21 protein-coding genes and 1 pseudogene are annotated in these 25,068 nt (G+C 48.0%); 5 read left to right on the top strand and 17 right to left on the bottom strand.

All coding sequences use genetic code 11. The features are described 5' to 3' along the window. Window positions 1–18: 18 nt before the first annotated feature. The 4 genes from FN124_RS06275 to FN124_RS06290 all read right to left on the bottom strand — a co-directional run bounded on the left by FN124_RS06275 (window position 19) and on the right by FN124_RS06290 (window position 8,779). Window positions 19–3,168, bottom strand: coding sequence for a SusC/RagA family TonB-linked outer membrane protein (locus FN124_RS06275; RefSeq protein ID WP_142683891.1), 3,150 nt, complete (start codon window positions 3,166–3,168; stop codon window positions 19–21). Between the two features lie 172 nt (window positions 3,169–3,340). Then, window positions 3,341–5,824, bottom strand: a complete 2,484-nt coding sequence (locus tag FN124_RS06280; RefSeq protein WP_142683892.1) for a bifunctional glycoside hydrolase family 9 protein/polysaccharide deacetylase — start codon at window positions 5,822–5,824, stop codon at window positions 3,341–3,343. A gap of 64 nt (window positions 5,825–5,888) precedes the next feature. After that, complete coding sequence (locus tag FN124_RS06285; RefSeq protein ID WP_142683893.1) at window positions 5,889–8,273, bottom strand: ABC transporter permease; 2,385 nt, start codon at window positions 8,271–8,273, stop codon at window positions 5,889–5,891. Window positions 8,274–8,410: 137 nt separating this feature from the next. Next, window positions 8,411–8,779 carry a VOC family protein gene (locus tag FN124_RS06290; RefSeq protein ID WP_142683894.1) on the bottom strand — a complete coding sequence of 123 codons (369 nt, stop codon included), beginning with the start codon at window positions 8,777–8,779 and terminating at the stop codon, window positions 8,411–8,413. 58 nt (window positions 8,780–8,837) lie between these two features. On the opposite strand from FN124_RS06290, the gene FN124_RS06295 reads away from it, so the two are divergent. Beyond that, window positions 8,838–9,233: an SRPBCC domain-containing protein gene (locus FN124_RS06295; protein ID WP_142683895.1), complete on the top strand. Its 396-nt coding sequence runs from the start codon at window positions 8,838–8,840 to the stop codon at window positions 9,231–9,233. 47 nt (window positions 9,234–9,280) lie between these two features. Here FN124_RS06295 and FN124_RS06300 read toward each other — a convergent pair whose 3' ends face one another. Next, window positions 9,281–9,919, bottom strand: a complete 639-nt coding sequence (locus FN124_RS06300) for an SMI1/KNR4 family protein (RefSeq protein ID WP_142683896.1) — start codon at window positions 9,917–9,919, stop codon at window positions 9,281–9,283. 38 nt (window positions 9,920–9,957) lie between these two features. Then, window positions 9,958–10,785, bottom strand: a complete 828-nt coding sequence (locus tag FN124_RS06305; RefSeq protein WP_142683897.1) for a metallophosphoesterase family protein — start codon at window positions 10,783–10,785, stop codon at window positions 9,958–9,960. A 212-nt stretch (window positions 10,786–10,997) separates the two neighbouring features. Here FN124_RS06305 and FN124_RS06310 point away from each other — a divergent pair, with 212 nt between their 5' ends. Further along, window positions 10,998–12,515 carry a malate:quinone oxidoreductase gene (locus FN124_RS06310; RefSeq protein WP_142683898.1) on the top strand — a complete coding sequence of 506 codons (1,518 nt, stop codon included), beginning with the start codon at window positions 10,998–11,000 and terminating at the stop codon, window positions 12,513–12,515. Window positions 12,516–12,717: 202 nt separating this feature from the next. Next, a complete protein-coding gene (locus tag FN124_RS06315) occupies window positions 12,718–14,085 on the top strand; it encodes an alpha-L-fucosidase (protein WP_260607344.1) in 1,368 nt (455 codons plus the stop codon). Window positions 14,086–14,099: 14 nt separating this feature from the next. Here the strand turns inward: FN124_RS06315 and FN124_RS06320 are convergent, their stop codons facing one another. Next, window positions 14,100–14,495: a DUF1634 domain-containing protein gene (locus tag FN124_RS06320; protein WP_142683899.1), complete on the bottom strand. Its 396-nt coding sequence runs from the start codon at window positions 14,493–14,495 to the stop codon at window positions 14,100–14,102. A gap of 3 nt (window positions 14,496–14,498) precedes the next feature. Beyond that, complete coding sequence (locus FN124_RS06325) at window positions 14,499–15,335, bottom strand: sulfite exporter TauE/SafE family protein (RefSeq protein ID WP_142683900.1); 837 nt, start codon at window positions 15,333–15,335, stop codon at window positions 14,499–14,501. 141 nt (window positions 15,336–15,476) lie between these two features. Here FN124_RS06325 and FN124_RS06330 point away from each other — a divergent pair, with 141 nt between their 5' ends. After that, on the top strand, window positions 15,477–16,313 hold the full coding sequence (locus tag FN124_RS06330; RefSeq protein WP_142683901.1) for a CvfB family protein: 837 nt from the start codon (window positions 15,477–15,479) through the stop codon (window positions 16,311–16,313). A 46-nt stretch (window positions 16,314–16,359) separates the two neighbouring features. Here FN124_RS06330 and FN124_RS06335 read toward each other — a convergent pair whose 3' ends face one another. The 8 genes and pseudogenes from FN124_RS06335 to ltrA form a co-directional block, all read right to left on the bottom strand. Next, window positions 16,360–17,817 (bottom strand): hybrid sensor histidine kinase/response regulator, encoded by a 1,458-nt coding sequence (locus tag FN124_RS06335; RefSeq protein ID WP_185937110.1) that lies wholly within the window; start codon window positions 17,815–17,817, stop codon window positions 16,360–16,362. A 51-nt stretch (window positions 17,818–17,868) separates the two neighbouring features. Beyond that, window positions 17,869–19,290 (bottom strand): DHA2 family efflux MFS transporter permease subunit, encoded by a 1,422-nt coding sequence (locus FN124_RS06340; protein WP_142683903.1) that lies wholly within the window; start codon window positions 19,288–19,290, stop codon window positions 17,869–17,871. Continuing rightward, window positions 19,287–19,634, bottom strand: coding sequence for a damage-inducible protein D (locus FN124_RS06345; RefSeq protein WP_142683904.1), 348 nt, complete (start codon window positions 19,632–19,634; stop codon window positions 19,287–19,289). Before FN124_RS06345 ends, FN124_RS06340 begins: the two co-directional genes overlap by 4 nt. Continuing rightward, window positions 19,627–20,580 carry a DnaJ C-terminal domain-containing protein gene (locus FN124_RS06350; protein ID WP_142683905.1) on the bottom strand — a complete coding sequence of 318 codons (954 nt, stop codon included), beginning with the start codon at window positions 20,578–20,580 and terminating at the stop codon, window positions 19,627–19,629. The genes FN124_RS06345 and FN124_RS06350 overlap by 8 nt, the downstream gene beginning before the upstream one ends. A 125-nt stretch (window positions 20,581–20,705) precedes the next feature. Further along, window positions 20,706–20,858, bottom strand: coding sequence for a glutaminase (locus tag FN124_RS06355; protein WP_142683906.1), 153 nt, complete (start codon window positions 20,856–20,858; stop codon window positions 20,706–20,708). Between the two features lie 135 nt (window positions 20,859–20,993). Continuing rightward, on the bottom strand, window positions 20,994–21,332 hold the full coding sequence (locus FN124_RS06360; RefSeq protein ID WP_142683907.1) for a DUF6686 family protein: 339 nt from the start codon (window positions 21,330–21,332) through the stop codon (window positions 20,994–20,996). A gap of 309 nt (window positions 21,333–21,641) precedes the next feature. After that, window positions 21,642–22,058, bottom strand: coding sequence for a group II intron maturase-specific domain-containing protein (locus FN124_RS31370; RefSeq protein WP_312847225.1), 417 nt, complete (start codon window positions 22,056–22,058; stop codon window positions 21,642–21,644). After that, a pseudogene (ltrA, locus tag FN124_RS31375) lies at window positions 22,041–22,976 on the bottom strand (group II intron reverse transcriptase/maturase); the annotation flags it as partial. The pseudogene ltrA and the gene FN124_RS31370, both read right to left, overlap by 18 nt. On the opposite strand from ltrA, the gene FN124_RS31380 reads away from it, so the two are divergent. Next, window positions 22,932–23,060: a hypothetical protein gene (locus tag FN124_RS31380; protein WP_260607288.1), complete on the top strand. Its 129-nt coding sequence runs from the start codon at window positions 22,932–22,934 to the stop codon at window positions 23,058–23,060. The pseudogene ltrA and the gene FN124_RS31380 overlap by 45 nt on opposite strands. Window positions 23,061–23,456: 396 nt before the next feature. Here the strand turns inward: FN124_RS31380 and FN124_RS06370 are convergent, their stop codons facing one another. Then, window positions 23,457–25,049, bottom strand: coding sequence for a RagB/SusD family nutrient uptake outer membrane protein (locus tag FN124_RS06370; protein ID WP_221887738.1), 1,593 nt, complete (start codon window positions 25,047–25,049; stop codon window positions 23,457–23,459). Window positions 25,050–25,068 lie beyond the last annotated feature (19 nt).

Raw genomic sequence — 25,068 nt, forward strand, 5'->3', positions numbered from 1 at the left:
GTTGTTCTTTTTTTGTGATTAGAATTTTGCACGGATAGCAAGGTTATAACTTCGTGGTACCGGCACCGCACCAAAATCAATACCGCGCAATACGGTACTTTGCCCTGCTGCATTCAATTCCGGATCATATCCTTTATAGTTGTCCCAGGAAATAAGATTCCTGCCACCAAGACTAATTGTAAGATCACTTAGTCCCTTCAGCTTACCAAAGCTGTAACTGAAAGCTACTTCCCGCAGCTTCACAAAGGAGCCATCGTCAATCCTCCATTCCTGGATGTTATAATTACCTGCGACAAAACCACGCGGAAGCAGCCCCAGGTCTTCCTGTTCTGCTACTTTTCCGTTATCCACCCCTTGCCTGGTTCTCCAATCGGCGTTGAATACATCTCCTCCCTGTACAGCATCTACCTGTATATGAAGCCCGAGTTTTTTATACTGGAAATCACTGGTGAGCGTACCGGTCCAATCGGGGTTGGGATCACCGATCTTTTTATTCAGTGCAGTAGCGCCGACCGGTGGTAACCCGGTGGCAGGGTCGCGTGCTACTGTATAGGTGAGCGGCGTGTTTTGCTTGCCGGCTTCTGTAACTGGTATACCGGCGGGCGTTTTCAGTTGATTTCCATTTTCATCCCTGGCGAAAAAGGTGCCATAGAAAAACCCGATCGGTTCCCCGGCAGCAATACCTACCGGAGCGCCGCCTACCGTATTATACAGGATGAGCGCCTGCCCTATATCTACCGCTTTATTGCGGTTGCGGTTATAGATAGCGGTAAGATTCCAGGTAAAGTTGGGGGTTTTCACCGGCATGATATTCAATATTGCTTCCACACCGGTATTCTGTAAGGTGCCGATATTATCCTGGTAGAAAGAGTACCCTTTGGTAGGCGCCACAGCCCGACTGATCAGGAGGTTTTCCACCCGCTTGTGATAGTAGTTAACGGAGAGGCCTATACGATTATCCCAGAATGCCAGGTCCGTACCCACTTCCAGTTCCTTTTGCTTCTCTGGCTTCACATCGGGATTGGTATAGGTGGAGGGCGACTGGAAAGCCGCGGCTCCTATAAAAGCGGTGGCATTATAGGTATTATAACGGCCATATGCCGGGATACCGGTTAGGTTACCGGACTCGCCATAGGCAGCCCTTAGCTTCAACAGGTTCCACCATTTGGACACCGCTGATTTTTCCCAGAAATCGGTGCCGGATATTACATAACTGCCGCTCACCTTTGCATACAGCTGATTCCTTTCATCCACACCAAATACGGATGATCCGTCTACACGCAGCGCACCGGTAAGAAACAGCTGGTTACGGTATTTAAAGTTCTGCTGGATATACTCACCGGAAATGGATAGTTCCGTGCGTTGATCCGCACCGGGCATAATAGTAGTTGCCTTATCTGCTGTTTGCACAAAAGGTGGCAGCCCTCTTCCCTGTTCCAGGGTATAGTGCATGCGCTGGTATTGTACAGAGTAACCTAATTGTGTTACAGAACTGAGCTTATCGCTGATATCCCAGTTGTAAGTAGCATTAAGATCATGGTTGATCAGGAAAGAATTATTATTACCCGCGCTGGCATAACCATTTTGTGCAGGATCCAGGGTAGGTCCGCCGCCATAAAAACCGGGGCTCACAAAATAAGAGAATGCAGGCATAAAGGTGGTGCCTTCCTGGTTGTAGTTATCAATACCGAGCCGGTAATCTACCGTAAGATTTTTAATTGGCCGCAGCTTAACTCCTGCGCCGGCAATTACCCTGCCTACATGTTGCTGCTGTTTAAAGTCTTCCATAATGGAAACAGGGTTCACACGGCCACGTTCCCCTACTTTCATTAATTGTCCCAGGGCATTACGTTTTTGTATATCGTAGTAGTTACCGATAATGGTAACGCCATTCATGGGAGAATAGAAAGTATTTCCATCAGGCTTTTCGTTGGCCTTGCTGTACACATAGTTCAGGCTGGCGTTAAAGCTGATCCAGCTGGCCAGCTCCTGGTCGAGGTTCAGGCGGAAACTAAACCGGCTGAAATCCGTTTTATTGATAATGCCCTGGTTATAGAAATAACTGCCGGAAGCATAATATTTTGTTTTGTCTTTTCCACCGGCCACGGATATATTATTGTCCGTACCCACTCCCGTGCGGAAAATGTAATCCTGGTAGTCGTACCTGTTTACTGGTGTGGTACTCAGAACGGCGGGTGTCAGGATGTTTTGTGTGGAATCGTCCGGCGATCCGCCAAACTTAATCGGTGCCCGGTTTACATCCAGTTTTTTACGTAGCTGGTTCACTGAAAAGGAGGTGGAAAAATTAACTACCGGCGCGCCTGCGCTGCCTCTTTTTGTGAAGATCTGTACCACCCCGGCATTGGCGCGGGAACCGTAAATAGCTGCGGCAGCGGCGCCATTCAATACTTCTATACGCTCAATATCTGCCGGGTTAATGTCTGAAATCCGGCTTTGTCCTACGTTCCCTACAAAGTTGTTCCCTGCGCCTCCCGCCGGATCAGCAGCGCCGCCAACACTGTAGCTCGGATCGGCATTGGTTACACGCGTGGTAGAGTTATCGATAATAACTCCGTCGATGATATACAAAGGCTCTGTAGAACCGGATATAGTACTGATACCACGGAGTTTTACGGAGATGCCACCGGCAGGGTCTCCCGAGTTCTGGGAAATCTGCGCACCGGCAGTTTTACCCTGCAGGGCTGCCAGCACGTTACCGGAACCGCTCTTGCTGAGTTCATCGGCTTTTACGGTGCTGATGTAGTTACCCAGCTGCCTGCGGGTAGTACCCTCGGAAGTACCGGTTACCACAATTTCATCCAGCTTGGATACTTCCGCGGTCAGCTGGATGTTCTGCGTATAACTGCCCGTACTGGCGCTTACCACCAATACTCTTTCACCAGGTGCAAAACCAATTCCCGTATAAGCCAGCGTGTAGTTACCCGGCGGCAGGTTGCCGCTGATGGTGTAACGCCCTTCGCCATCTGTTTGGGCGCCCAGTTTTGTATTTCTCACCACCACCGTTATACCGGGAATAGGCGATTGCTGGTTATCTGTAACCTGGCCGGAAATTTTCACCTGCGCATAGGCAGTGACAGCCAGCACGTTCATGAACAGAAACAGCAAAAAGGACCGGCCTTTAGCCATTTTCAATAGAAACAAGCTCATAGAAAAAATTTAGCGGGTTTAAGTTTGGTCGATTTACAGTCACATGTAGTATTCAATTACTACCAGTTCTTGGTTTTGGTTGTCTTTACTTTTGCTTTGATTCTTGCATTTATGTGTATTCTCAATACATTAAGTTCGCTAAAAATCAGCAGGCCACCAAAAGAGCATAATGTTATTGCAACACCTGGCTCAACGAATTGAAATGATATCCCCGCTGCTTCAACACGGTGATCAGCGCATCCAGGCGCTTATAAAATTTATCCTTTCTGCGGGGATCTGTGCCGATGTGCATGAGCAACAGGAACCCATTCAGACCTGCAGGATGGCTGGCTTCAAACTGCAGAACGGATTGATAAATCTCTGTTGATGTACGGTATTGTTTTCCGAGCTCAGGGTAGGTGTAATCTGCATTGGAACGTGTTCCCGGAGTAAAGTTGATCAGCCGCAAACCTGCATTGGCAGTCCAGGCAGCAATGCTGTCGTTGTACCATTCATATGCCGGCAAAAACCAGGGTGCTTCTTCTTTTGAAATTCCTGCTGCTGCCATTTTTGCATAGTTGGCCTGCAGATCATCCGTAAATTGTTTTTCTGTGACCAGCAAACTGTCCCTGCGATGCCAGTCGCAATACAAAAGATGCTGATCACCGTGCGCGCCTAAGTAATGGCCATCTGCTCTCAATTGCCTGATGAGCGCCTGGTTAGCGGGTTGTTGATAAAATTTCCCCGTAAAGAAGAATGCTGCCTCTACATGCTGTTGTTGCAATGTATGCCGGATCACTTGTGCTCCGTCCGTGTATTCATCTCCTGTAAAAACAAGTACCAGTTGTTTTTTACTGCTATCTCCCCGGATCAGGCCTCCGTGATCGTATTGGCGTTTCCCCGCCCCTTCCTGCGCTTTGGCCGCCATCAGGTATACCAGGGAAGCCGTGCCATCCATAGTGGGCTCATTGGTGCTGTAATCGCCTGCGTCATCGTGATACACAGCAAGGCCACTCTGGAAAGCAGCATATTCATCAGGCGCCGATAAGTGGATACCGATCAGGTTTTTATAGATGTTGGTATACACCGGGCCATCTACCAGTCCTCCATCCACGGGATAGTGGCCAATAGCGGAAAAAGCGGCATGCGGGTCTGATGGAAAATCTCCATTGGCTGGCAATCCATACACCATGCTGGTGCCCCAGGGATTACAGCCGAAGAGCCAGTCGATATTCGCCTGCTCCAGGGCCTCAAAAGTATTTTTATTGCTCAGTTGCCGGTACCAGTAACATTGGATGGCAAATGCCGCGGTAAGATTATTACTGCACCAGATAAATGGAATACCGCGGTAAAAAGCATTCTGTTTTGCTTTACTCCAAACTCTTTGAATACCGGTTTCGTAATAGGCTGTGAGCCGTGCCTTTCCTGCTGCATCCTGTTGCGCCAGTGCATAATGCCCAAGGTTGATGAAGGGGTACCACTGGTAATGATTGGCGGTATCGGCGCCCAGCCAGGGCGTTACTTTTTCCCCGGCGGCATAATCCCTGGCAGCCTGGCGGTACTGTGTTTCCCGGGTGATCCCGTACAACTGTGCAGCCGCCAGTTCCATATCATCCGTCCAGTTATCTTCTGCATAAATGTAGGGCGACAATACCGATGCGGTTTGACATACGCCCAGTTGTTTCCTTCCCATTTGCCAGGCAGATAACGCGCGCGTTTTCAACAACGCTGCATAACCGGGCAAAGTGTTTTTCAGCAGCTCATATCCCAATGCAAATGCGCTGGAAAATTTTCCGGCTGTGGAGGCCACACCCGTGCTTTTGTTTTTGTATTTACCCAATCCCTGCGGCGTACCCGTACAAAAGTATACAGGCCGCTCAATGCCTTTACCATAAAAATTATCTTCCCCCGGCAGGCGAAGACCTTTATGATCGCGGTCGTCGGCCACCTGGTTAAACATCAGGTGATCCGACGGATGCATTTTCAGTAACCAGTCGAGCCCCCATTTTGCTTCATCCATCACATCACTGATATGATTGCTGCCAGGCAGGCCATTGGCCGAATATCTATCTTCAAAAACACCCGGAAAATCACGATAAGCGGCCAGTAAATGAAAGGTGGCGTTAGCAGAAGTGGTTACATACTGCAGGTAATCAGTAGCATCATGCCAGCCGCCTGCTACATCAATATGCGTACTGTCGGGCATAGGACCATACATGGTATACCCGTCGTACATATGGCAGGAATCCCTGAGCGTTGGATTGAAGCCGCTTCTCTGCTGTCGCATATAACGCAGTAAAAAATCAGGTGCGCCGGTATAAACGTTATCGCCTATACGAAAAACAGGAGAAGTGGTACTGCCTGTTTTCAGGTAATATTTTCCGGGAGATGAATAAGCGGAGAAATCCAGCCGGCAGGTTTGATCAAACGGCCCGTAAGCACCGAAAGGCTTACCTGTACTACCGCTAAAAACCACTTTATCCGAACCGGCAGCCACCAGCTCAAATGTGCGGGGTTGCTCCTTTCCTTTACTACCCCATACAGCTACTTTAACGCCACCCGGAAGGTATCCGAGCTGGTTAATGCGTATCCATGCCGCAGGCGTTTGTGCATGGCCGTTAGTAGCTATGAACAATAAGATGAACAGGTATGCAACAAACAGCCGTGCGTTTTTCATTATTCAATGCAGGTTGAGGATATTCAATAAAAATACCCTTTTTAACGCACAGGGAAAAGAAAAATTATTCTGCCCGGAGGCTCTTTACCGGGTTGGCCAGCGCGGCTTTTGCCGCCTGGTAACTCACCGTGAGCAAAGCTATCAGTAAAGCTCCCAGCATGGTGAATGCAAATATCTCCCATACAATGGTAGTATGATACTCGTATTTCAACAACCATTTATTTAAGGCATACCAGGCCACGGGAATAGCAAGGCAGCAGGAGATACTTACCAGCACCACAAAATCTTTTGACAACATTTTCCACAACTGGAATACAGTAGCGCCCAGTATTTTGCGGATGCCTATTTCTTTGGTACGTTGTTCTGCAAGATAGGAAGCAAGACCAAACAGGCCCAGGCAGCTGATGAGGATAGCCAGCAGGGCAAAGAAGGTAGACAGCTGACCAATACGTTCTTCTTCACTGAACTTCTTTGCATATTCTTCATCGGCAAACTTGTATTCAAACGGTGCAGCAGGATTATATTTCTGCATGATGTTCTGAATAGCGGCCATTGCTTTACCAGTGCTCACTTCAGGGTTGATCCTTATATTCACAAAGTTACCGGGCTCTTTCAGCAGGTAATAAAGTGCGGGTTGAACTTTCTCGTATGGGGAGGCCATGATCATGTCATGTACTACGCCAAGTACATGATACTCCAGGCTGTCCTTACGGATAATCTCTCCCACAGGATTATCAAATCCCATATACTTTGCAGCAGCTTCATTCAGGATCAGTCCCATGGAATCTGTAGCAAATTCTTCAGAAAAATCCCGGCCCGCAATAAATTTCCAGTCCACCGTTTTACCATAATCCATTCTGCCTCCGATCACGTTAAACCCACCCATCTGATCGGGTCGCTGCCCTCTCCATTTATAATCGCCTGCGCTGGCCCATATATCTGTAAGCGGTCCCTGCGACTCTGCCACTGCGGTAACCATGCCTGAAGCTATCAGTTCGCGTTTGATCACGTTATAATTCCGGTAAATTTCCGGGGTGGTCATTTGTATGGAAAGCAGCCCGTTACGGGTATATCCCACAGGGAGATTTTTCGCAAACTGGATCTGCCGGTAAATAACAATAGTACCGATGATTAAAATAATAGATACTGTAAACTGTAACACTATCAGGGCTTTACGTGGCAGGGCAGAAAAGCGGCCGGCCCTGAAAGTGCCTTTTAATACTTTTAACGGTTGAAAAGACGACAGGTAAAGCGCGGGATAACTGCCGGCCAGTAGGCCCGTGAACAGGGTGAAGCCAATACCCACGCACCAGAATACCGGGCTTCCCCATAAAATGCCAATATGCTTATTGGCCACCTGGTTAAACCAGGGCAGGACTATTAATACGATCAATATAGATAAAACAAAAGAAAAGAATGCCACCAGTACAGATTCACTTAAGAACTGCCAGATCAGCTGCCGGCGCATGGAGCCAATGGCCTTGCGGATCCCTACTTCCTTTGCCCGTTTCTCAGACCTGGCGGTACTCAGGTTCATAAAGTTGATGCAGGCAAGCATCAATACAAACAGCCCTATGATGCCAAATAGTCTCACATAACGTATTTGTCCGCCTGTGTTCACACCATTTTCAAAAGAAGAATACAAATGCCATTTGCTCATCGGGTGAAGAAACAGTTCTTCTTTCACACCCGGATCCAGGGTGATGTGGGAGGCCAGTGCATTGCTGATTTTTGCGGACACCTTATCCATGTCGGCATTATCGGCTATCTGTACCTGTAACTTTACGGCATTGAAGTCCCACTTATCTTTCATATCGCCAATCCAGGTCCAGTTGTTAATAAACAGTGCCCATGGCGCAATATAGTCGGTGCCGCTGATAGAGGTATTTTCGGGGAGGTCTTCATATACACCGGTTACCTTCAGCACAAGGTGACGGTTATTATCCATCTTCACCAGCTGGTCCATCGGGTCTTTGTCGCCAAACAAAGCGCTCGCTAGGCTGGCGGAAAGTAATATAGATGCTGGTTCTTTCAGGCCGTTGCGCGTGCCTTTCAACATTTTTATACTATACATTTCAGGACCACCAGGCTCTGTAAACACACCGCTTCTGGTAAACTTTTTATCGCCTGCTGAAAGAGTATGTATGCCGTCTGCCGACATTACCACCTGTTTGAAATCGTCGGGATAGGTGCTGCGTAAATGGGCTGCCAGGGGAATGGGTAATGAATTAAAGGCTCCCCCTTCGTCGCCCTTCGTCATCCGTTGCCACACTGCAGCAATACGGTCGTAATTGGCGTGGTACTTATCGTACGACAGCTCATTCCATATCCACAGCCCGATGAGCATCGTAACGGCCATACCGGCAGATAAGCCGAAAATGTTGATAAAGGAGGTACCCCTGTTCTTCAACAGGTTTCTAAAGGCGATTTTCAGATAATTCCTGATCATGGCTAGGCTGATTTGATGGACACCCTAAAGACACAAGAAGGCCGCCATAGTTGCACCCCCTTACCCACAAAGGGTTTCAGGGAGTAAACACAACTTTCCCCGTTCGGAAATGGACAATAAACGGCCGGAAATGAACATCAGGACGGTTGTTGAAGGATAACACAAACATCTTCGGCATCTCTCAGGGCAAATTCAAGCGCCCCCCAGGGTTGCAGCTTTATCTCGGATAAGTTGGGGTGCAGCAGTTCGGGGTGACTTCCCTTCACCAGCGCGTATGCTGCTTCTATATCATCTGTTTCCAATCTTATCTGGGGCCTGTCTTTGATCGCCCATTCATGGCTTTCCACCAGGTGGATCACCAGTGTATCCCGCTTGATAATACAAAAAGGCTGTTCTGCATTATCATCCCGGTAAGCCATTGAAAAACCCAACGTATCCACAAATAGTTGCAAGCCCACATTCATATCCGAATAAAAGATATTCGGGATCAGTTTGGTTAATTGCATATGATCAAATTTTACAGGAAAGTAAATAATAATTCGTCAATTCAGTAGCTTTGAAAGCATGAAGGACTACAAAAAACATTTTATGCTCGCAGCGCCGCCGGAGGAAGTGTATGCTGCACTTACCAATCCCGCCACTATCCAGTTATGGACAGGCGAAGTAGCGGAAATGTCGACAGAGCCGGGCACTGAATTCTCTTTATGGGAAGGGAGTATCGTAGGTAAGAACCTGGAGTTTGAACAGGACAAAAAGATTGTGCAGCAATGGTATTTTATGGAAGATGAGGAAGAGGAAGAAGAAAACCCTTCCATAGTAACCATCAAGCTACATCCATCTCCCAAGGGAACAGATGTGGAGCTGAAACATGTGAATATCCCGGATGAAGCTTATGAAGATATCATTGCCGGCTGGAATGAACAGTATTTCGGCTCGCTGATAGATTTTTACAAAGATTAGAATATATAGAGCCTGCTCAGCATGCGCTCACATGCTGAGCAGACCTGTTATTCTCTTGTCTGGTACGGGAAGCTGCTATCCAGCCATTCAAAATTCATTTCTTTCTCTACAATTTCATGCAGGGCCACATTGGTCAGTCTTCCAAAATCATATACAGCTTCTACAATCCCCGCCTGTTTTGGCGTCAGATAAGGGGCATGTGTACGCAGGAAGTTGCGGCAATTCTCTTTCATGTTGCCATGGGCAATCAGGGAAGGATTCCTGGGATCCAGGTCTGTTACAGCTTCCAGCATCTGCAGGAAAATAAAATCCTGCAGGTTCTTGGCAAGGATGCAGGCTTCATTGGAATCATGAAACACCTGTACAATGGGCACATCATCACCGTTTTGCAGGTTATAGTAAAAAGCAAACCAGTCGCCGGCGCCACTCATGGCAAAGGGAACAAAACGGTGTACCGGGTCTGCAAAGAGCAGTCCTTCATCCATTTCCTCCTCTACCGTGGAAAGGGACATTATTTCAAGATCATTGGCGTATAGCAGTAATGGAGGCGCAGTTTTGATGGCGGGATATACCTTATCCAGCCAGTCTTCTCCAAATTCGCCCCAGTTCAGCATACCATCCTTATACAATTGTTTGTACAGCGTTGGATAGGTAAACCCGTAGTCCTTTTCAATTTCCTCCAGCATAGATTTTCTTTTAGCATCCCGAATGTCCGGCAAAATAGCTAAACTTTCGGAAAAACCTGTTCATTCTGTCGCTTCAGCGGATTCATGATGAAGGAGAGCAGGCTGCCATCTTCTTTGAGCTCCACTACCCGGAACCCGTGATAGCCTACGCCCCAGCTACCGCCAACATGGCCGTCGAACAGGAAGGGAATGGGGCAGTTGTCGAGCATCTTCACGCTGTCCTGGTCATGATCATGGCCGTTGAAAATAGCTCTGATATTAGGGTATTTGCGGATCAGCGCCTGGAATTCCGCACAATCAAGGCCATTGTCTGTCCATTTTACCGGGGTAATATGCAGGAAGATGAATATATTTTGAGCCGTTTTATATTCCTCCAGTTTACGGGCGAACCAGTCAACATCGGGACAGATGTACTTTCCCTTCTCGTCTGCGGTATTACCAAGCAGGATCACGTGGTTGCCAATTACCATATCATGATTGAGAGGCATTCCCCAGGCCTGTTCCCAGGCAGCAGCCGGCACCATGTCGTGGTTCCCGTGGGTTACCAGCAGTCTGGGATGCAGCTGTTTCAGTTTGACAGCTGCGGGCAGCAACAGGGCGGGATCATTGTGGATCACATCTCCGTTGAGCGTAAAAAACTCGCAGGGGTATTGCCGGTGGAATTGGCTGAAAGCTGTTTGGAGGTCCAGGAAGTACTGGTCGTAATTGGTTTTGGGCTCCCCGTAGTGCCAGTCGGACCCTACGGCAAAGCGGAAAACGGTTTTGCTGTCGAAGTGCCGGGGAGTTACGGCCCTTACTATCTTGCCGCAGGCAGAAATAACTACTGCTGCGGATACTCCTTTTAAAAACAGGCGTCTGTTCATCATAGAATAAAAATAAACTTTCCGGGTAGTCAATTATTTCATTGCCAAATGCTTAACTAAAAGATAAAAATATATATCCATGTAACAAATTCAAAACTTTCAATCCGTTCAGAAAGAATTGTAATAATATTGTTAAAGTGTAGTAAAACGATCAATTTATTCTACCTGCATAAATGTTTTGATTGTAACTTTGCACCTCGAATAAAAATGGGGTTATGTTTAGAAGCAAGAGTACAGCTGGAACAGGTCCGGATGTGGTTTTAATCGGCGCCGGGATCATGAGCGCCACACTTGGAATGCTCCTGAAAGAGCTGGAACCCGGGTTAACCATTGCAATTTTTGAACGACTGGACGTGGCAGCTGCGGAAAGCTCCGATGCATGGAACAATGCAGGCACAGGGCACTCCGCATTTTGCGAGTTGAACTACACGCCACAGAAACAGGATGGATCAGTAGACATTAAAAAAGCGGTGAACATTGCAGAGCAGTTTGAAGTGTCACGCCAGTTTTGGTCATACCTGGTAGAAAATAATATCATTTCCAATCCGCACGATTTTATACAATCCGTTCCCCATATGAGTTTTGTTTGGGGAGAAGAGAATGTGGATTACCTCAGAAAACGTTATAATGCCCTGCAGCAGTGCCATCTGTTTAAAACGATGGAGTATTCTGAAGATCCGGAGAAGCTGAAGAACTGGATGCCCCTGGTAATGAAAGGCCGCGATGCCTCCCAGAAAGTAGCGGCCACACACATGGAAATGGGTACAGACGTGAACTTTGGCGCTCTGACCCGTGCCTTGTTCGGTCACCTCGAAAAAATGGAAGGCGTAACCATGCACTTCAACCATGATGTGCGCGACTTCAAAAAAGAAGACGACGGCAGCTGGACCATCAAGGTAAAGAACCGTGGTACCCGCGAAAAACAATCCGTCAACACCAAATTCGTATTCATTGGCGCTGGCGGAGGTTCCCTGCCGTTGCTGGAGAAATCAGATATCCCGGAAGGAAAAGGTTTCGGCGGTTTCCCGGTAAGCGGACAATGGCTGCGTTGCAACAATCCTGAAATAATTGAACAACACCGTGCAAAAGTATATGGCAAAGCCTCTGTGGGCGCGCCTCCTATGTCTGTGCCGCATCTCGATACCCGTATGATCGACGGACAGCGGGCATTGCTGTTTGGCCCTTATGCAGGGTTCTCCACCAAGTTCCTGAAGAACGGCTCCTTTATGGACCTGCCTCTATCCATCAAAGCCAACAACATCGTACCAATGGTGTCTGCCGGCCTCGATAATATTCCGCTCACCAAATACCTGATTGCACAGGTAAGGCAGAAGCCGGAAGACAGACTGGAGGCATTGAGGGAATATTTCCCTGAGGCCAAAATGGAAGACTGGGAACTGGAAATTGCCGGTCAGCGTGTACAGGTGATTAAAAAAGATCCTGAACATGGTGGCATCCTGGAATTTGGTACTGAAGTGGTGAGTGCTGCCGACGGCTCCATTGCTGCCCTGCTGGGCGCCTCTCCCGGTGCTTCTACCGCTGTTTCCATTATGCTTAACCTGCTGAAACGCTGCTTTAATGAAGACGTGGAAACAGAAGCATGGCAGATAAAATTAAAGAAAATGATCCCTTCCTACGGACAATCACTCCTGAACAATCCGGCACTCTGCGATGAGCTGCGTGTATGGACCACCCAGGTACTGGAACTCCGCGAAATGGAAGTGGCCCAATAAATATATTCCCCAGTTGGCTCTTTTATCCCTTTCCCCGGGATAAAAGAGCCAACTAAAAAACTACCAGTTTCCGGTAAAATCAGCCCATCCGGGACCATTTTTTTTATAGATATTTATGTGAATTGAAAAAGACCGGCGCGCTAAGCGCTTATTTTTACATGGATTATGCAATCGTTTGCAATAACAATATCAATTTCCACATATGTTTATGAAAAAAGTGATGCTATTCCTGGTGATGCTCTTATCCACAGCGCTTCTGCACGCGCAGCACACACTTACCCGCGACCAGCGCATGCAGTGGTGGCGGGACGCCCGCTTCGGGATGTTCATTCACTGGGGCGATTATGCCGTACTGGCTGGTAACTACAAAGGCCACCAGGTGGGGCGCGGCGGTGAATGGATCATGAACCGCGGTAAAATACCGGTGCTGGAATACCAGCAATTCGCCAAACAATTCAATCCTGTTAAATATGATGCAGACGCCTGGGTAAAAACAGCCCGAGACGCAGGCATGAAATATATTGTGATCACCGCCAAGCACCATGATGGTTTTGCCATGTTCAAATCTGCCGCCAGCAAATGGAACATCGTTGATGCCACGCCATACGGCAAAGATGTACTGGCGCCGCTGGCCGCCGCCTGTAAGAAATACGGCATCAAACTCGGGTTCTATTACTCACAGGCGCAGGACTGGAATAATCCCGGCGGGGCCGCTGCCCGCAAAGTAGCCACAGAAGGCTGGCCCAATCCTGACTCTGCTCAGATAGACGCCTACACGCAGGCGCATACCGGCAACTGGGACCCTTTGCAAACCTCCGCTACCATGTCAGACTACATAGATAAAGTAGCCGTGCCGCAGGTAAAAGAGCTCCTCACCAATTACGGCGAAGTGGCTGTGCTCTGGTGGGATACTCCTACCAATATGACAGACGAATATGCACAAAAACTGCAGGAAGTGCTGAAACTGCAACCCAATATCATTACAAACGACCGCTTAAAGCGCCCCAACTTTCCCGGCGACTATAAAACACCGGAACAAAAGATTCCCAATCAGTCGGAGCTGGATGGCCGCGACTGGGAAACCTGTATGACCATGAACGGTACCTGGGGATATAAAGATTACGATCAGAAATGGAAAAGCACGGAAACGCTTATACGAAACCTGGCAGACATCGCTTCCAAAAACGGCAACTACCTCCTGAATGTAGGGCCCGATGCACTGGGCCAGTTTCCTGAAGGCAGTATTACCGCACTGAAAGGTATTGGCCGCTGGATGAAAGTAAACGGCGCTTCTATATATGGAACACAAGGGACTCCGCTACCAGCCTTATCCTGGGGACGTTGTACGCAAAAGGTGAAAGGTAACACTACCACGCTGTACCTGCATGTTTTCAACTGGCCCGCTAACGGGAAGCTCCATGTTCCCGGCATAAAAAGCAAAGTGACCAGCATCCGCCTGCTGGCCAACAACAAGCAGCTTACCTCCGCCACCAGCGGCGACGAACTTGTTATCAACGTTCCAGCCTCCGCTGTTGACAACATCGATACGGTAATAGCTGTTACGCTTTAGCGGCAACGCGGATTTTATCCCGCTATTCCGCCCAGCATGCTGAAGAGAATGATGCCCAGTACCAGGAGGGTAATACCAACGTAAAGGAAATCCTTCTCCACTAAAAAAGCAATCACTGAAAAGGCTATACGAATAATAGGAGTAGCAATCAGCAGCACAATTCCCAGCTGGATGATGTTCATACCTTTGTTTTCCATTACGCCCTGCCAGATGCCGGGAAGGCTGGTCAGTCCTTCCCTTACACCGGTAAAATCGGCATAGGAGGGCTGCTCATGCCCGTGACGAACAAGATAGATCACTCCGCCGATAAACACGATAATACTGGAAACTATAACGCCTATACGAAGTTGTTTACCAATAAGCTGCTGAACATCCTTATCGCGGAAATATTTTGATAATACCTGTTTCATAGCTTATAGTTTTCCGGTGACACCATTGTAGATCATCTGCAGCGCCAGGAGGCCGATCACTACGCTGAAGACTATACGTAACCATTTTACATTGGCGCGTGCAAGCAAACGTGAGCCTGCAAAAGCGCCTGCCAGCACGCCCAACACAACCGGCATACACAGCCCGGGGGAAATATATCCCCGCTGCAGGTATACCACCGCGCTGGCGGCAGCTGTAACACCAATCATAAAATTGCTGGTAGTGGTAGACACCTTAAAGGGGATACGCATAATATTATCCATTGCCAGCACTTTCAGCGCGCCGGAACCTATACCCAGCAACCCCGACATTACACCAGCGAAGGTCATCATAAGATAGCCGCCAGGCACATGATGCACCTTGTAATCAACTATCCCACCGGCAGAAGGGTAGCTGCCATTGAGCCGTAGCTGCTCCGCTGCTTTGCTATCGTCTTTCCCTGCGGTGAATTCCACTTTTTTACGGAACGACATCAGGGAAGAAAAAATGAGGACCAGGCCAAAAATGATAGCCACTACATTGGTGGGCATATACACCGCTAACAGTGCGCCCACAACAGCTCCGGTGGTAGTGGCAATTTCCAGGAACATACCGAGCCGGATATTTGTAATACCTTCCTTTACATAGGCAGAAGCAGAGCCGGAGGAAGTAGCAATGGAAGCCACCAAAGCAGTGCCAATGGCGTACCGGATATCGGCATGAAACACCAGGGTTAGCAGGGGAATGATCACAACGCCGCCGCCAAGCCCGGTCAGCGACCCCAGCAGCCCAGCCATAAAGGCCCCGCAGAGGAGGATCAGGGTGAATGATAAAATCGTCATAAGATGGTTTGGTTGGTTTAGACCGGATACCCGGCATTCAAGGATTGCCTGATAACTGATGTTTGCAAAAGTAAGCAGAATATGATTCCCGTAATCCGGCAATCTATAAGTAACTTGCAGCCGGACAATTAATCGTTTTTTATGATAAAGGTGGGTGAATACAACCTGTTAAGGGTGAAAAAAGAAGCTGATTTTGGGGTATACCTCGAAGGCGTGGACCAGGAAATCCTGCTGCCGGCAAGGTTTGTGCCTCATGGTACCCGTGTGGGTGATGAACTGGAAGTATTTCTTTACCACGATTCTGAAAACCGGCTGATTGCCACTACCCAGCGCCCGTACGGGATTGCAGGGGATATTGTGATGCTGAAAGCAGTGAGTGTTACCAAACAGGGCGCTTTCCTGGATTGGGGACTGATGAAAGACCTCTTTGTGGCATCGTCGCAGCAGCTCACCCGCATGGTGCCCGGGCAGGAATACCTGGTGAAAATATATATCGATGAGCTGACCGGCCGCATTGCTGCTACAGAAAAAATTGACCGTTACCTCAGCAATGAAAACCTTACCGTAAAGGAAAAAGACCAGGTAAACATGGTGGTATACCGCCGCACAGATATCGGGTACGTGGTGATCATCAACAATCAGCATACAGGAATACTGCATCACAGCGATATATTCCGCCCTATGGAAACAGGCGAAAAATTAACAGGCTTTATCCGACAGATCAAAGACAATAAAATAGATGTGATTGCCGGTAAACCCGGGTTTAATAAAGTGGAAGATGAATCGGAAAAAATCCTCCGCCTGCTGCAGGAGAATAACGGTTACCTGCCTTATCATGATAAATCCTCCCCGGAGGAGATACAGGAGTTTTTTGGCATGAGCAAGAAAACATTCAAAATGACGATCGGCAACCTGTATAAACAACGGAAGATCGTGTTTACACAAACAGGCATTAAGTCGGAAGAAGAAGATATATAAATAGCCGCAGCCGGTAGATACTTCAGCGTATTTGCCGGCTGAAACATTACTCGCTTTCGTTCGCCCCCGCTATCGGGAAACTCATCAGGAAGCTGGTTCCCTCTCCCAATTCGCTGTCCACGGCAATGGTGCCCTTGTGCTGAAGTATAATATTCTGGGTAGCGGTTAGCCCAAGCCCTGTTCCCTTTGTTTTATTGGTAAAAAATGGCTCAAACAGTTTAGCCAGGTTCTGCGGGGAAATACCGCTACCGTTATCGGCTATACGAACGAATACCTTCTCGGTATCCTGCCATGTTTTAATACCGAGCTTTCCTTCCCCCGCTTTCATTGCTTCAATACCATTGATGATAATATTCAGGAAAGCAATGAGGATCTTGTCTTCATCTGCAAGGATCATACAATCCGGTTCACATATTTCCTTAGTCACCGTAACAGCATTCAGCTGCAACCTGTCTGCCGCAAGGTCCAGCGCCTTTTCCACCAGCATGTTCAGACCAAGTGGCACCATATTCAGCTCCGACATGCGCGTCGACTGGAGCAGTTCTGTTACCAGCTGGTTGATACGATGGCAGTTGCGCTCCATGATGTCCAGGTACAGCGCGGCATCTTCTGTTTCGGCCACTGGTTCCGTTTTCAGCTGGGAAACTGCCAGCAGGATATTGGTGAGCGGATTGCGCACTTCATGTGCAATAAGCCGGGCAATGCGGCCGGTAATCACAAATTTTTCCTGTTGCTGCTTTTCTCTTTCTTTCCGTTTACGGGCTGTAATATCCTGGATGATGCACAGGTATAATTGTTTCTTCTCATCCAGCAATGAGGCGTTGATCATTACATCCAGCTGCTGCCCTGATTTACTGCGGAATACATACTCCTTTTGCACCACTCCTCCTTCCCCGCAAAGCTGATCCAGGAAATCACTGATTACTCCCTGATCTGCAAACAGGCCACGGAGATGGGTGTTATACAGCTCCGTTTCCTCATATTTCAGCACGTTAAGGGCAGCCGGGTTAGCAGCTACTATCTTGTGCTCACAGTCTGCCAGCAGGATAAGGTCGTTGGATTTTTCGAAGATGCTGAAATACCGTTTCTCGCTTTTTTCGATTGTTTGCAGATGACTGAATTTATCGAGCGTATAACGGATGGCCCTTTCCAGCAGGGCCGCACTGATCTCGCTTTTAACCAGGTAATCGGATGCACCTGCCTGCATGGCTTCCTTATCTATAAGATAATCGCCTTTGCCTGTAAATAAAATAACGGGGGCTTTATATCCCAGGTTGCGGAAATGATGCAACACATCAATACCTGTGTAGGCACCAAGACGGTAATCAACCAGGTATAGATCATGCGCCCGGGCTTCAATTGCCAGCAAGCCTTCTTTATAGGAAGAAACCCACTGTAAAACGTATTGATCGGGTGAAATGTCCTGTAATAACGCGTTTACAAGGAAAAAGTCATCTTCATCATCATCGATCATCAATATATGCTTCTTACCATTTATTGCCATAAGTGCCGGAAAAGTTAACCTATCTCCACCAATAATCATGCACTAAAAGTATCAGGTATCAATATGAGTATCCATATCTTTCAGCACCACATTCCTGCGAGGCAGGAACCAGGCGGGGATCAAGGTTATCAGTAATATAAAAAGGGAAATATGAAAACCCTGCTTCAGGGCAAGATGATGCGCGTAATGGCCTTCCTGTCCTGCCAGCACATGTTTATTATAGGCAGCCTGGGTAACAATGGCCAGTACGGCAATACCAATAGCCCCGCCTACCTGCTGCATCAAAGTACTGACAGAAGAAGCCATGGTTACTTCACCTGGCCGCACGGCGCTCAATGTGGCGGCATTCAGCGGGGCAAGTAAAAGCCCCATCCCAAAGCCTCTCACCGTCATGGCAATGATCACTGCGGTAAGGCTGCTTCCTTTATCTAATAAAGCAAACAGGTACATGGACACAGCCAGCAGGGCAATTCCCAGCATGGATATTTCCCGGGAGCCATGTTTATCAGACCAGCGCCCTGCGAAAGGCATCATGGCGGCCATAAATACAGAGTTAGGCAATATCAGCAGGCCGGACATTCCCTCAGAAAAGCCCATCTGCTCCTGCAACAGGAAGGGCATAAGAAATAACCCGCCATACAGGGCAGCAGCCCGCGATATAGTAACGAGGATACAACTCACAAAAGAATAATTGGCGAACAGATTAAGATTGATGATCGGTTCTTTTTTGTGTTTATCTATCCAGATAAAAAAAGCAAGCGCTATTACTGCCACGCCCAGAGTGGCCAGTATCCCGGGAGAGGTAATGCCTACTACCTCCGCCCGTGCCACTCCATATTGCAGACAAACCAGGAAGATGGTAAGCGCTACAAACCCCGTAAGATCAAAAGGCAGTTTCAGCCTCGGTTGCTTCCGCAGCACACCCAGGTAACGGAAAGCCAGCGCCACGGTAAGGATCCCGATAGGAAGATTAATATAAAAAATGGAGGGCCAACCGAATTTTTCAGTGAGTATTCCTCCCAGCGTTGGGCCTATAGCCGGACCTACCAGGTTGCCGAGGCCCCACCATCCCAGCACTGTGCCCCGCACCCTGGCGGGGAACACATAGGAAATGATGGCCATAGAAGTGGGCGCCATGGCCCCGCCTCCCAGGGCCTGAACCACCCTTGCAGTAAGCAGGGAATCCAGGCTGGTAGACAAGGCGCACATTAAAGATCCTAAGGTAAAAAGGGAAATGGCGCCAATATAGAGATTAAAAAAGCCGATCCTGTTCTTCAGCCAGTTGGTAAGCGGCATCAATATGGAAAAGCTCAGCATGTATACGGTAATTACCCATTCAATTTCGTCGAGCGTACAGTTGAACTGCTTACTCATAACGGGAAGGGATATATTAACGATGCTCGAGTCTATCCCTGCCATAGTAGTACCCATTATCACCACTATGAGGATGCCTGTCCGGTTGATATCTCTCATACCCGGTCTTTCATCATAAATATCAGCTGGGCTTTCGCCACAAAAGGATTCAGCGGGTTACAGTTGATCATGAACAGGTAGGTAGCCAGTTCAGACAGCTGCCAGTCGGTGGTTAGCTCACCATCCCTGAAGCAGTATACTTTCTTGAAATTATAGTCCACCGGTATGTTCAGGGCCGCACAGGCGTGCATGGCCCTGTCAAGCGGTTCCTGTTCCATACCCGATTGCCCGTATCCCAGTTCCTGCATAATTTCGCTGGCGGTATACAGCAGGCGTGGATTATTAAGTTGTGAGATTCTTTCGGTGGAAATCACTTCTTCCAGATAATCAAAAAGTTTAAGCATGACCATTCTCATTTAATTGTGAAAGTTGCTGAAACAATTCTTTTTCCTTGTCGGAAAGTTTCGACGGAATATGTACGACCGCCTTAATATATAGATCCCCGGCGGGTCCGCTGTTGTCGTAAGCAGGCATCCCTTTGCCTTTTAAACGGAAAACCTTACCACTGTCTGTTCCTGCCGGGATATTCATGTTCAGGGATGCGCCCGGTGTATTTACGGTTAGCTTGCCTCCCAGTACAGCTGTATACAAAGGCACTGCCAAATCTGTATAAATATCTTTCCCCTTCAGTTCATACTGCGGATTTGCTGCCAGTTGAATGGTAATGAGCAGGTCGCCGCTTTCACCGCCTTTACGGCCGGGATGCCCTTTTCCTTTTAAGCGGATCACCTGGCCCTCGTACAGCCCGGGTTTCAGCTTAATATTGAGCCTGCTGCCCCCTACTTCCACCTGCCGGGTTGCGCCGGTGTATGCGTCTTCCAGGGATACTTCCATTGTTGCCTGTACATCACGGCCCCTGCCCGGCCCCTGTTGCTGCCGGCGGCCACCGCTCCCTGAAAACCGGCTGCCAAAAAGCTGTTCAAAGAAATCGGAAAAATTGCCTTCCCCGCCGCCGAACATATCATCCATATCGCCGCTGCCATAGGAGTATGTGCGGCGCTGTCCGCCGCCACCACCGAACTGCGACCAGTCATAATCTTCCGGCCGGCCCCCGTGCTGCTCATAATATTTATAATTTTCCCCGAACTGGTCATACTTCTTCCGCTTCTCGGGGTCACTCAGCACTTCGTAGGCTTCATTGATCTCTTTGAATTTGTCTTCAGCAGCTTTATCACCGGGATTCTTATCGGGGTGATATTTTACCGCCAGTTTACGGTAGGCTTTCTTAATCTGTTCAGCTGTTGCCGCTTTCTCTACTCCCAGTATCTTATAATAATCCTTTACGTCCATAGCTCTAAAACATGTTAAAGTGATAACTTGTTTTATGAATTTACGAATTAACGGGGAAAAAGTAATTGGTGAACAGCCCCGGCAGTACGGGCGCTGTTCACCAATTACCTTTCCAGTGATATGGACTATTTCTCGGCGTAAATGTTGGCGTTCAGTTTATCGGAAATATATTGGATGGCTTTCTGCGCCCTTACGCTGTTGCCCCGTCTTATCCGGGGAGGCGAAAATACGGCAATGGCATATTTACCGGGCACCATGCCGGCTGAACCCAATGCCATCACGGCACAGGTGTATGCATATGCCTGCCGATCTTTTTAATTCGTCCGGATATGCTGCACGCGCTGCGTAAAATATTTGGAAGAAAATCCGGTGAGAGAACCGCTTTCACGGAAAGAAGGCGGCGGCTTTCACCATTAACCTGCAGATTCGCATCCGGAAGAAGTTTCCAGGATATTGTAAGCATCGATCAATGCCTGTACCTCCGCTGTTATATTTGCCAGCGCAGTAATTTCAGCGGGAGTTACCAGCATCATTACATGATCGGCCGGCAGGGGCAAACAAATCATCTTTTCGTTTTCCGACGCATGATAATGATCGTCTGATAAGCGGCCGACCATTTTTTTGAAACACTCAAACTCAGTGATATCAAGGTTAACAACCGTCGTGCCAAAGGCCAACTGGATACCTTTGCAATGCGGGCAGCGGATTACATATCCTGCAGCACCGTGGTATAATGTCTGGTAATTACACATGGGCTATGGGTTTGTGCCTCCAGCGGCCGGTTCAGGGCCGCTGTCAGGACTTAATTCATCACTCTTTACCTCTGAAAATGGAGGTAGCAAACAACGGAGGCATAAACTATGTACAGCTAATAACTCCGGGGTATTATTACATCTCACAAAAATATAGCAGGAAATCGGGGTAGAATGATCGGATCAGGAAAACGACTTACGCAAAAGGGAAAATCGTCTCCGGCGGTTCTAGTAAGTAAACCCGGGCATCTCAGCCCGAGATTCTGTTAGAACCGTGCGTAACAGTCTCCCGTTACACGGCTCCGGTTATCAAATCGTTGGTTTCGATCCTAAGAGTGCCCAGTGGGCAAAGAGCGTGGGCTGTCGGACGGATATTCCGTGCAACCACCGTATCGCTTTCATTTCACTGGCTCTCAGGTGCTTGTATTTTCGTCTTGCCCGGCGCGCAAGTTTTACATTGACTATGTGCATATAATTCACAAGTGTTGCTTTGTAAAATTTACTGTAGTAATTAATCCAGCCGGTTAATACCGGATTGATCTCTGCCGCTACTTCCTGCAATGTATTCGTCGTTCGTTTCAGCACTTCCCATTTACCCATCTTCTCATTCATCGAGCGCATCGACCCAATGCTTACTGCCGGTAGCCAGTTGGTAAACCAAACTCCACGTTGACTATTTCGTGCCAATCGTGGTTTGAAGGTGTAGCCAGGGAAGTCGAAAGACATTTTCGTTACTCCTTGTTGCCTCCTGTTGCTATCCTTGCAGTAGACCACCTGGGTTTTCTCTGGATGCAGTTCTAACCCACATGTTTTCAGTCGATCACTTAACGATGCTTTCAGGTTTACCGCTTCTACCATACTTCCACAATGAATGATAGCATCGTCTGCGTATCTTTCAAAAGGACAGTGCGGGTAGCACTTTTCCAGCCACTTGTCCATACTATAATGCAGTTATAAATTTGCCAGTACAGGACCAATAACTGAACCCTGGGGAACTCCTTTAGTTCTTTCCTCTATCCTTCCGTCTGATTGCTGCAACGGTGCTTTCAACCATCTTTCAATGTACAGCAGCATCCAGCGAATCTTACAATGTAGTCTGACAGCCTTCATCAACAAGTCGTGCGGAATGTTGTCAAAGTAACCTTTGATATCAACATCTACTACCCAACTCTGATTCCAGCACCGCTCTCTTGCACGCGACAACGCTTGTAGTGCCGACCTTCCAGGCCGGTAACCATAAGAATCATCATGAAAGATCTGCTCTAACCCCGGTTCTAATAAGCCTCTTACTACTGTCTGGGCAATTCGGTCCGATATCGTGGGTATACCCAGAGGTCTTAGTCCACCTCCTTTCTTCGGTATCTCTTTCAGTTTCACCGGTGGGGGCATGTAGCTTCCTGAACTCATTCGGTTCCATAATTTGTACAGATGATCTCTGTATCCTATATGGAACGATTCCAGATTGATTCCGTCTACTCCACCTGCTCCCTTGTTCGATCTTACCTGATAATAGGCTAAACTCACCAATCGGCGACTTATACTAAACGATTTTGTTTTGCTCATTTCAGTACCTCCTGAGCTCCAGCTCAGTTTTCTTCCATGAAAAAAAAACTTGATAACAGCCTCCCTTCGCTCCATTCCCATTACAGGAACTTCTTTACTACTACGAAGGCTTCTGCCCCTGTGCAGGCCATCGATACTTTCTATCTTGCTGTCCTTGCAGCTTGATATTTTCTCTTAACATGCCCGCGACAGGTTCTCCTGTTCCCGGTAAACGCCTGTGTTAAGATCACGCTGTCTATACGCCGGATGCCACAGCAACAGTAATCAGGTAACTTTGCTGCTTGTCCCAATGACGGTACTGGACATTGGTTTTGACATCTTCTTACCCTTTCGACGCCTCTATCGACAGTTCACAGTGTTCGTCTTCTTAACACACACCTGACATATTTAATATGCCTTTTCCTTTCATGCTCACTACCACAACTCTTAATTGCAGCAGCTGAAGGTGGTTTGAGGGCTGCTCCTGAAAACCGCCCCCGATGGGCCTGCCATCATCATTTAACCAGCATTGAATATCTATGATCAAAGAACTAATTTGATAACAGCATTCATTCAGGACACTCAATACCCCTGGTTCTGCACTAGCTTGGGGTTCAGCGTTATTTCATCTACTGGAATTGGATAAATGCGGTGCAGGGTATTGGCATCTTTTTTAAAGCCCCAGGTGCCTTCAAAAGCACCGAAACGGATCATATCATTCCTGCGCCACGCTTCCCAGGCCATTTCCCGGGCGCGTTCTTCCAGCAGGCTGTTGAGGTTGATACCGCTTACCTGCGGGGCATGCGCACGGGTACGGATCTTGTTCACCAGTACATCCGCATCCTGCATTTCTCCATTTACAGCAGTGGCTGCGGCGCCTCTCAGGATGGCTTCCGCTTTCATCAGCAACACATCTGCCAGCCTGAAAACGGGCACATCATTATTGGAGTTCCGTTCGGAAGGTTCGGTATTTTTATCAGGATAATATTTGATAGATCTTACCCCGGCCGCCTTAGCCAGTTCATCATTCCCGATATCCATAGAAGAATCCACCCGCAGCACCATCTCTTTTGAAAAGGAAAGCTGCCAGCTGATCTTTTTATCCGGTTCAGGCCCGGTGTACTTATCGTTCAGACCTTTGTTAGTAGTGCTAATCATAATAGGCGACCCATCGGGATTAAACTGTGGTCCTTCCAGCCAGGTATTATTACGTACATCGCCGGTTAAATTGAACTTTTCATAGAAGGAACCAATAGTGCTCATGGCAATACTGGGGCGGAATGGCAGGGAATACTTCACCACCAGGTTAGGATGCAGGCCAAAGCGGGAGAACTGGTTGCCTTTGATCACGTTTCCATCATAGGGAATAGCAAAAATGGTTTCAGTGATTTTCGGGCCGTTATCCGGCATAAAAATGCTGGCGTAATCAGCATCCAGCGTATATTTCTTACCAACAAGGATACTGTCTGCCATGGCTACGGTTTCAGTATATCTTGGCTTGCCGGTGTACACAACTGAATTAAGGTATAATTTTTCCAGCAGTGCAAAAGCGAACCATTTGGTAGGCTTGGAATAAGTGACCTGTCCTGTTTCAGCTCTCAGCAATGGTAATACATCTTTCAGCTCTTTCTCTATAAAATCAAACACCTGCTCACGGGTCGATTGTTCCGGTGGCGTAGGATCTCCAAAGGTAGTAATGATGGGCACTTTGGCATACAGGTCCATCAGGTAGAAATAATACAATGCACGCATTGCTTTTGCTTCTGCTATGGCGCGTGGTTTAGAATCGCTGTCGGGCGCCTTTTCAAAAAGCGTGATAATGCGGTTGCAGGTATTTACGCCGCCAAAAGCCCATTGCCATACATTTTTCACGGTGATATGGTCCTGTGTCCACGAATGCCGGTGTAGCTGCATATACACACCACCATCTACATAGTTACCGCCGCGTGCAGGGATAATTGCCTCATCGGTCGACAGTTCCTGCATACGCCAGTAATCCACCGCATAACCGCTGCTGAGCTGCGTATAAATAGGCCCCGAGGCGGAGATGAATGCATCAGCCGTGGTAGGAAAATTTTCTTTTATGTATTCGGATTCCACATCCACATCCAGCTTGGTACATGCTGAAAGTAACGTAAAACCGATTGTCATTCCAGTGATAAAAATATTTTTCATGTAGCTGTTTTTAACCGTC

Origin of the sequence: Chitinophaga polysaccharea (genome assembly GCF_902150045.1) — a bacterium.
GTDB lineage: Bacteria > Bacteroidota > Bacteroidia > Chitinophagales > Chitinophagaceae > Chitinophaga > Chitinophaga polysaccharea_A.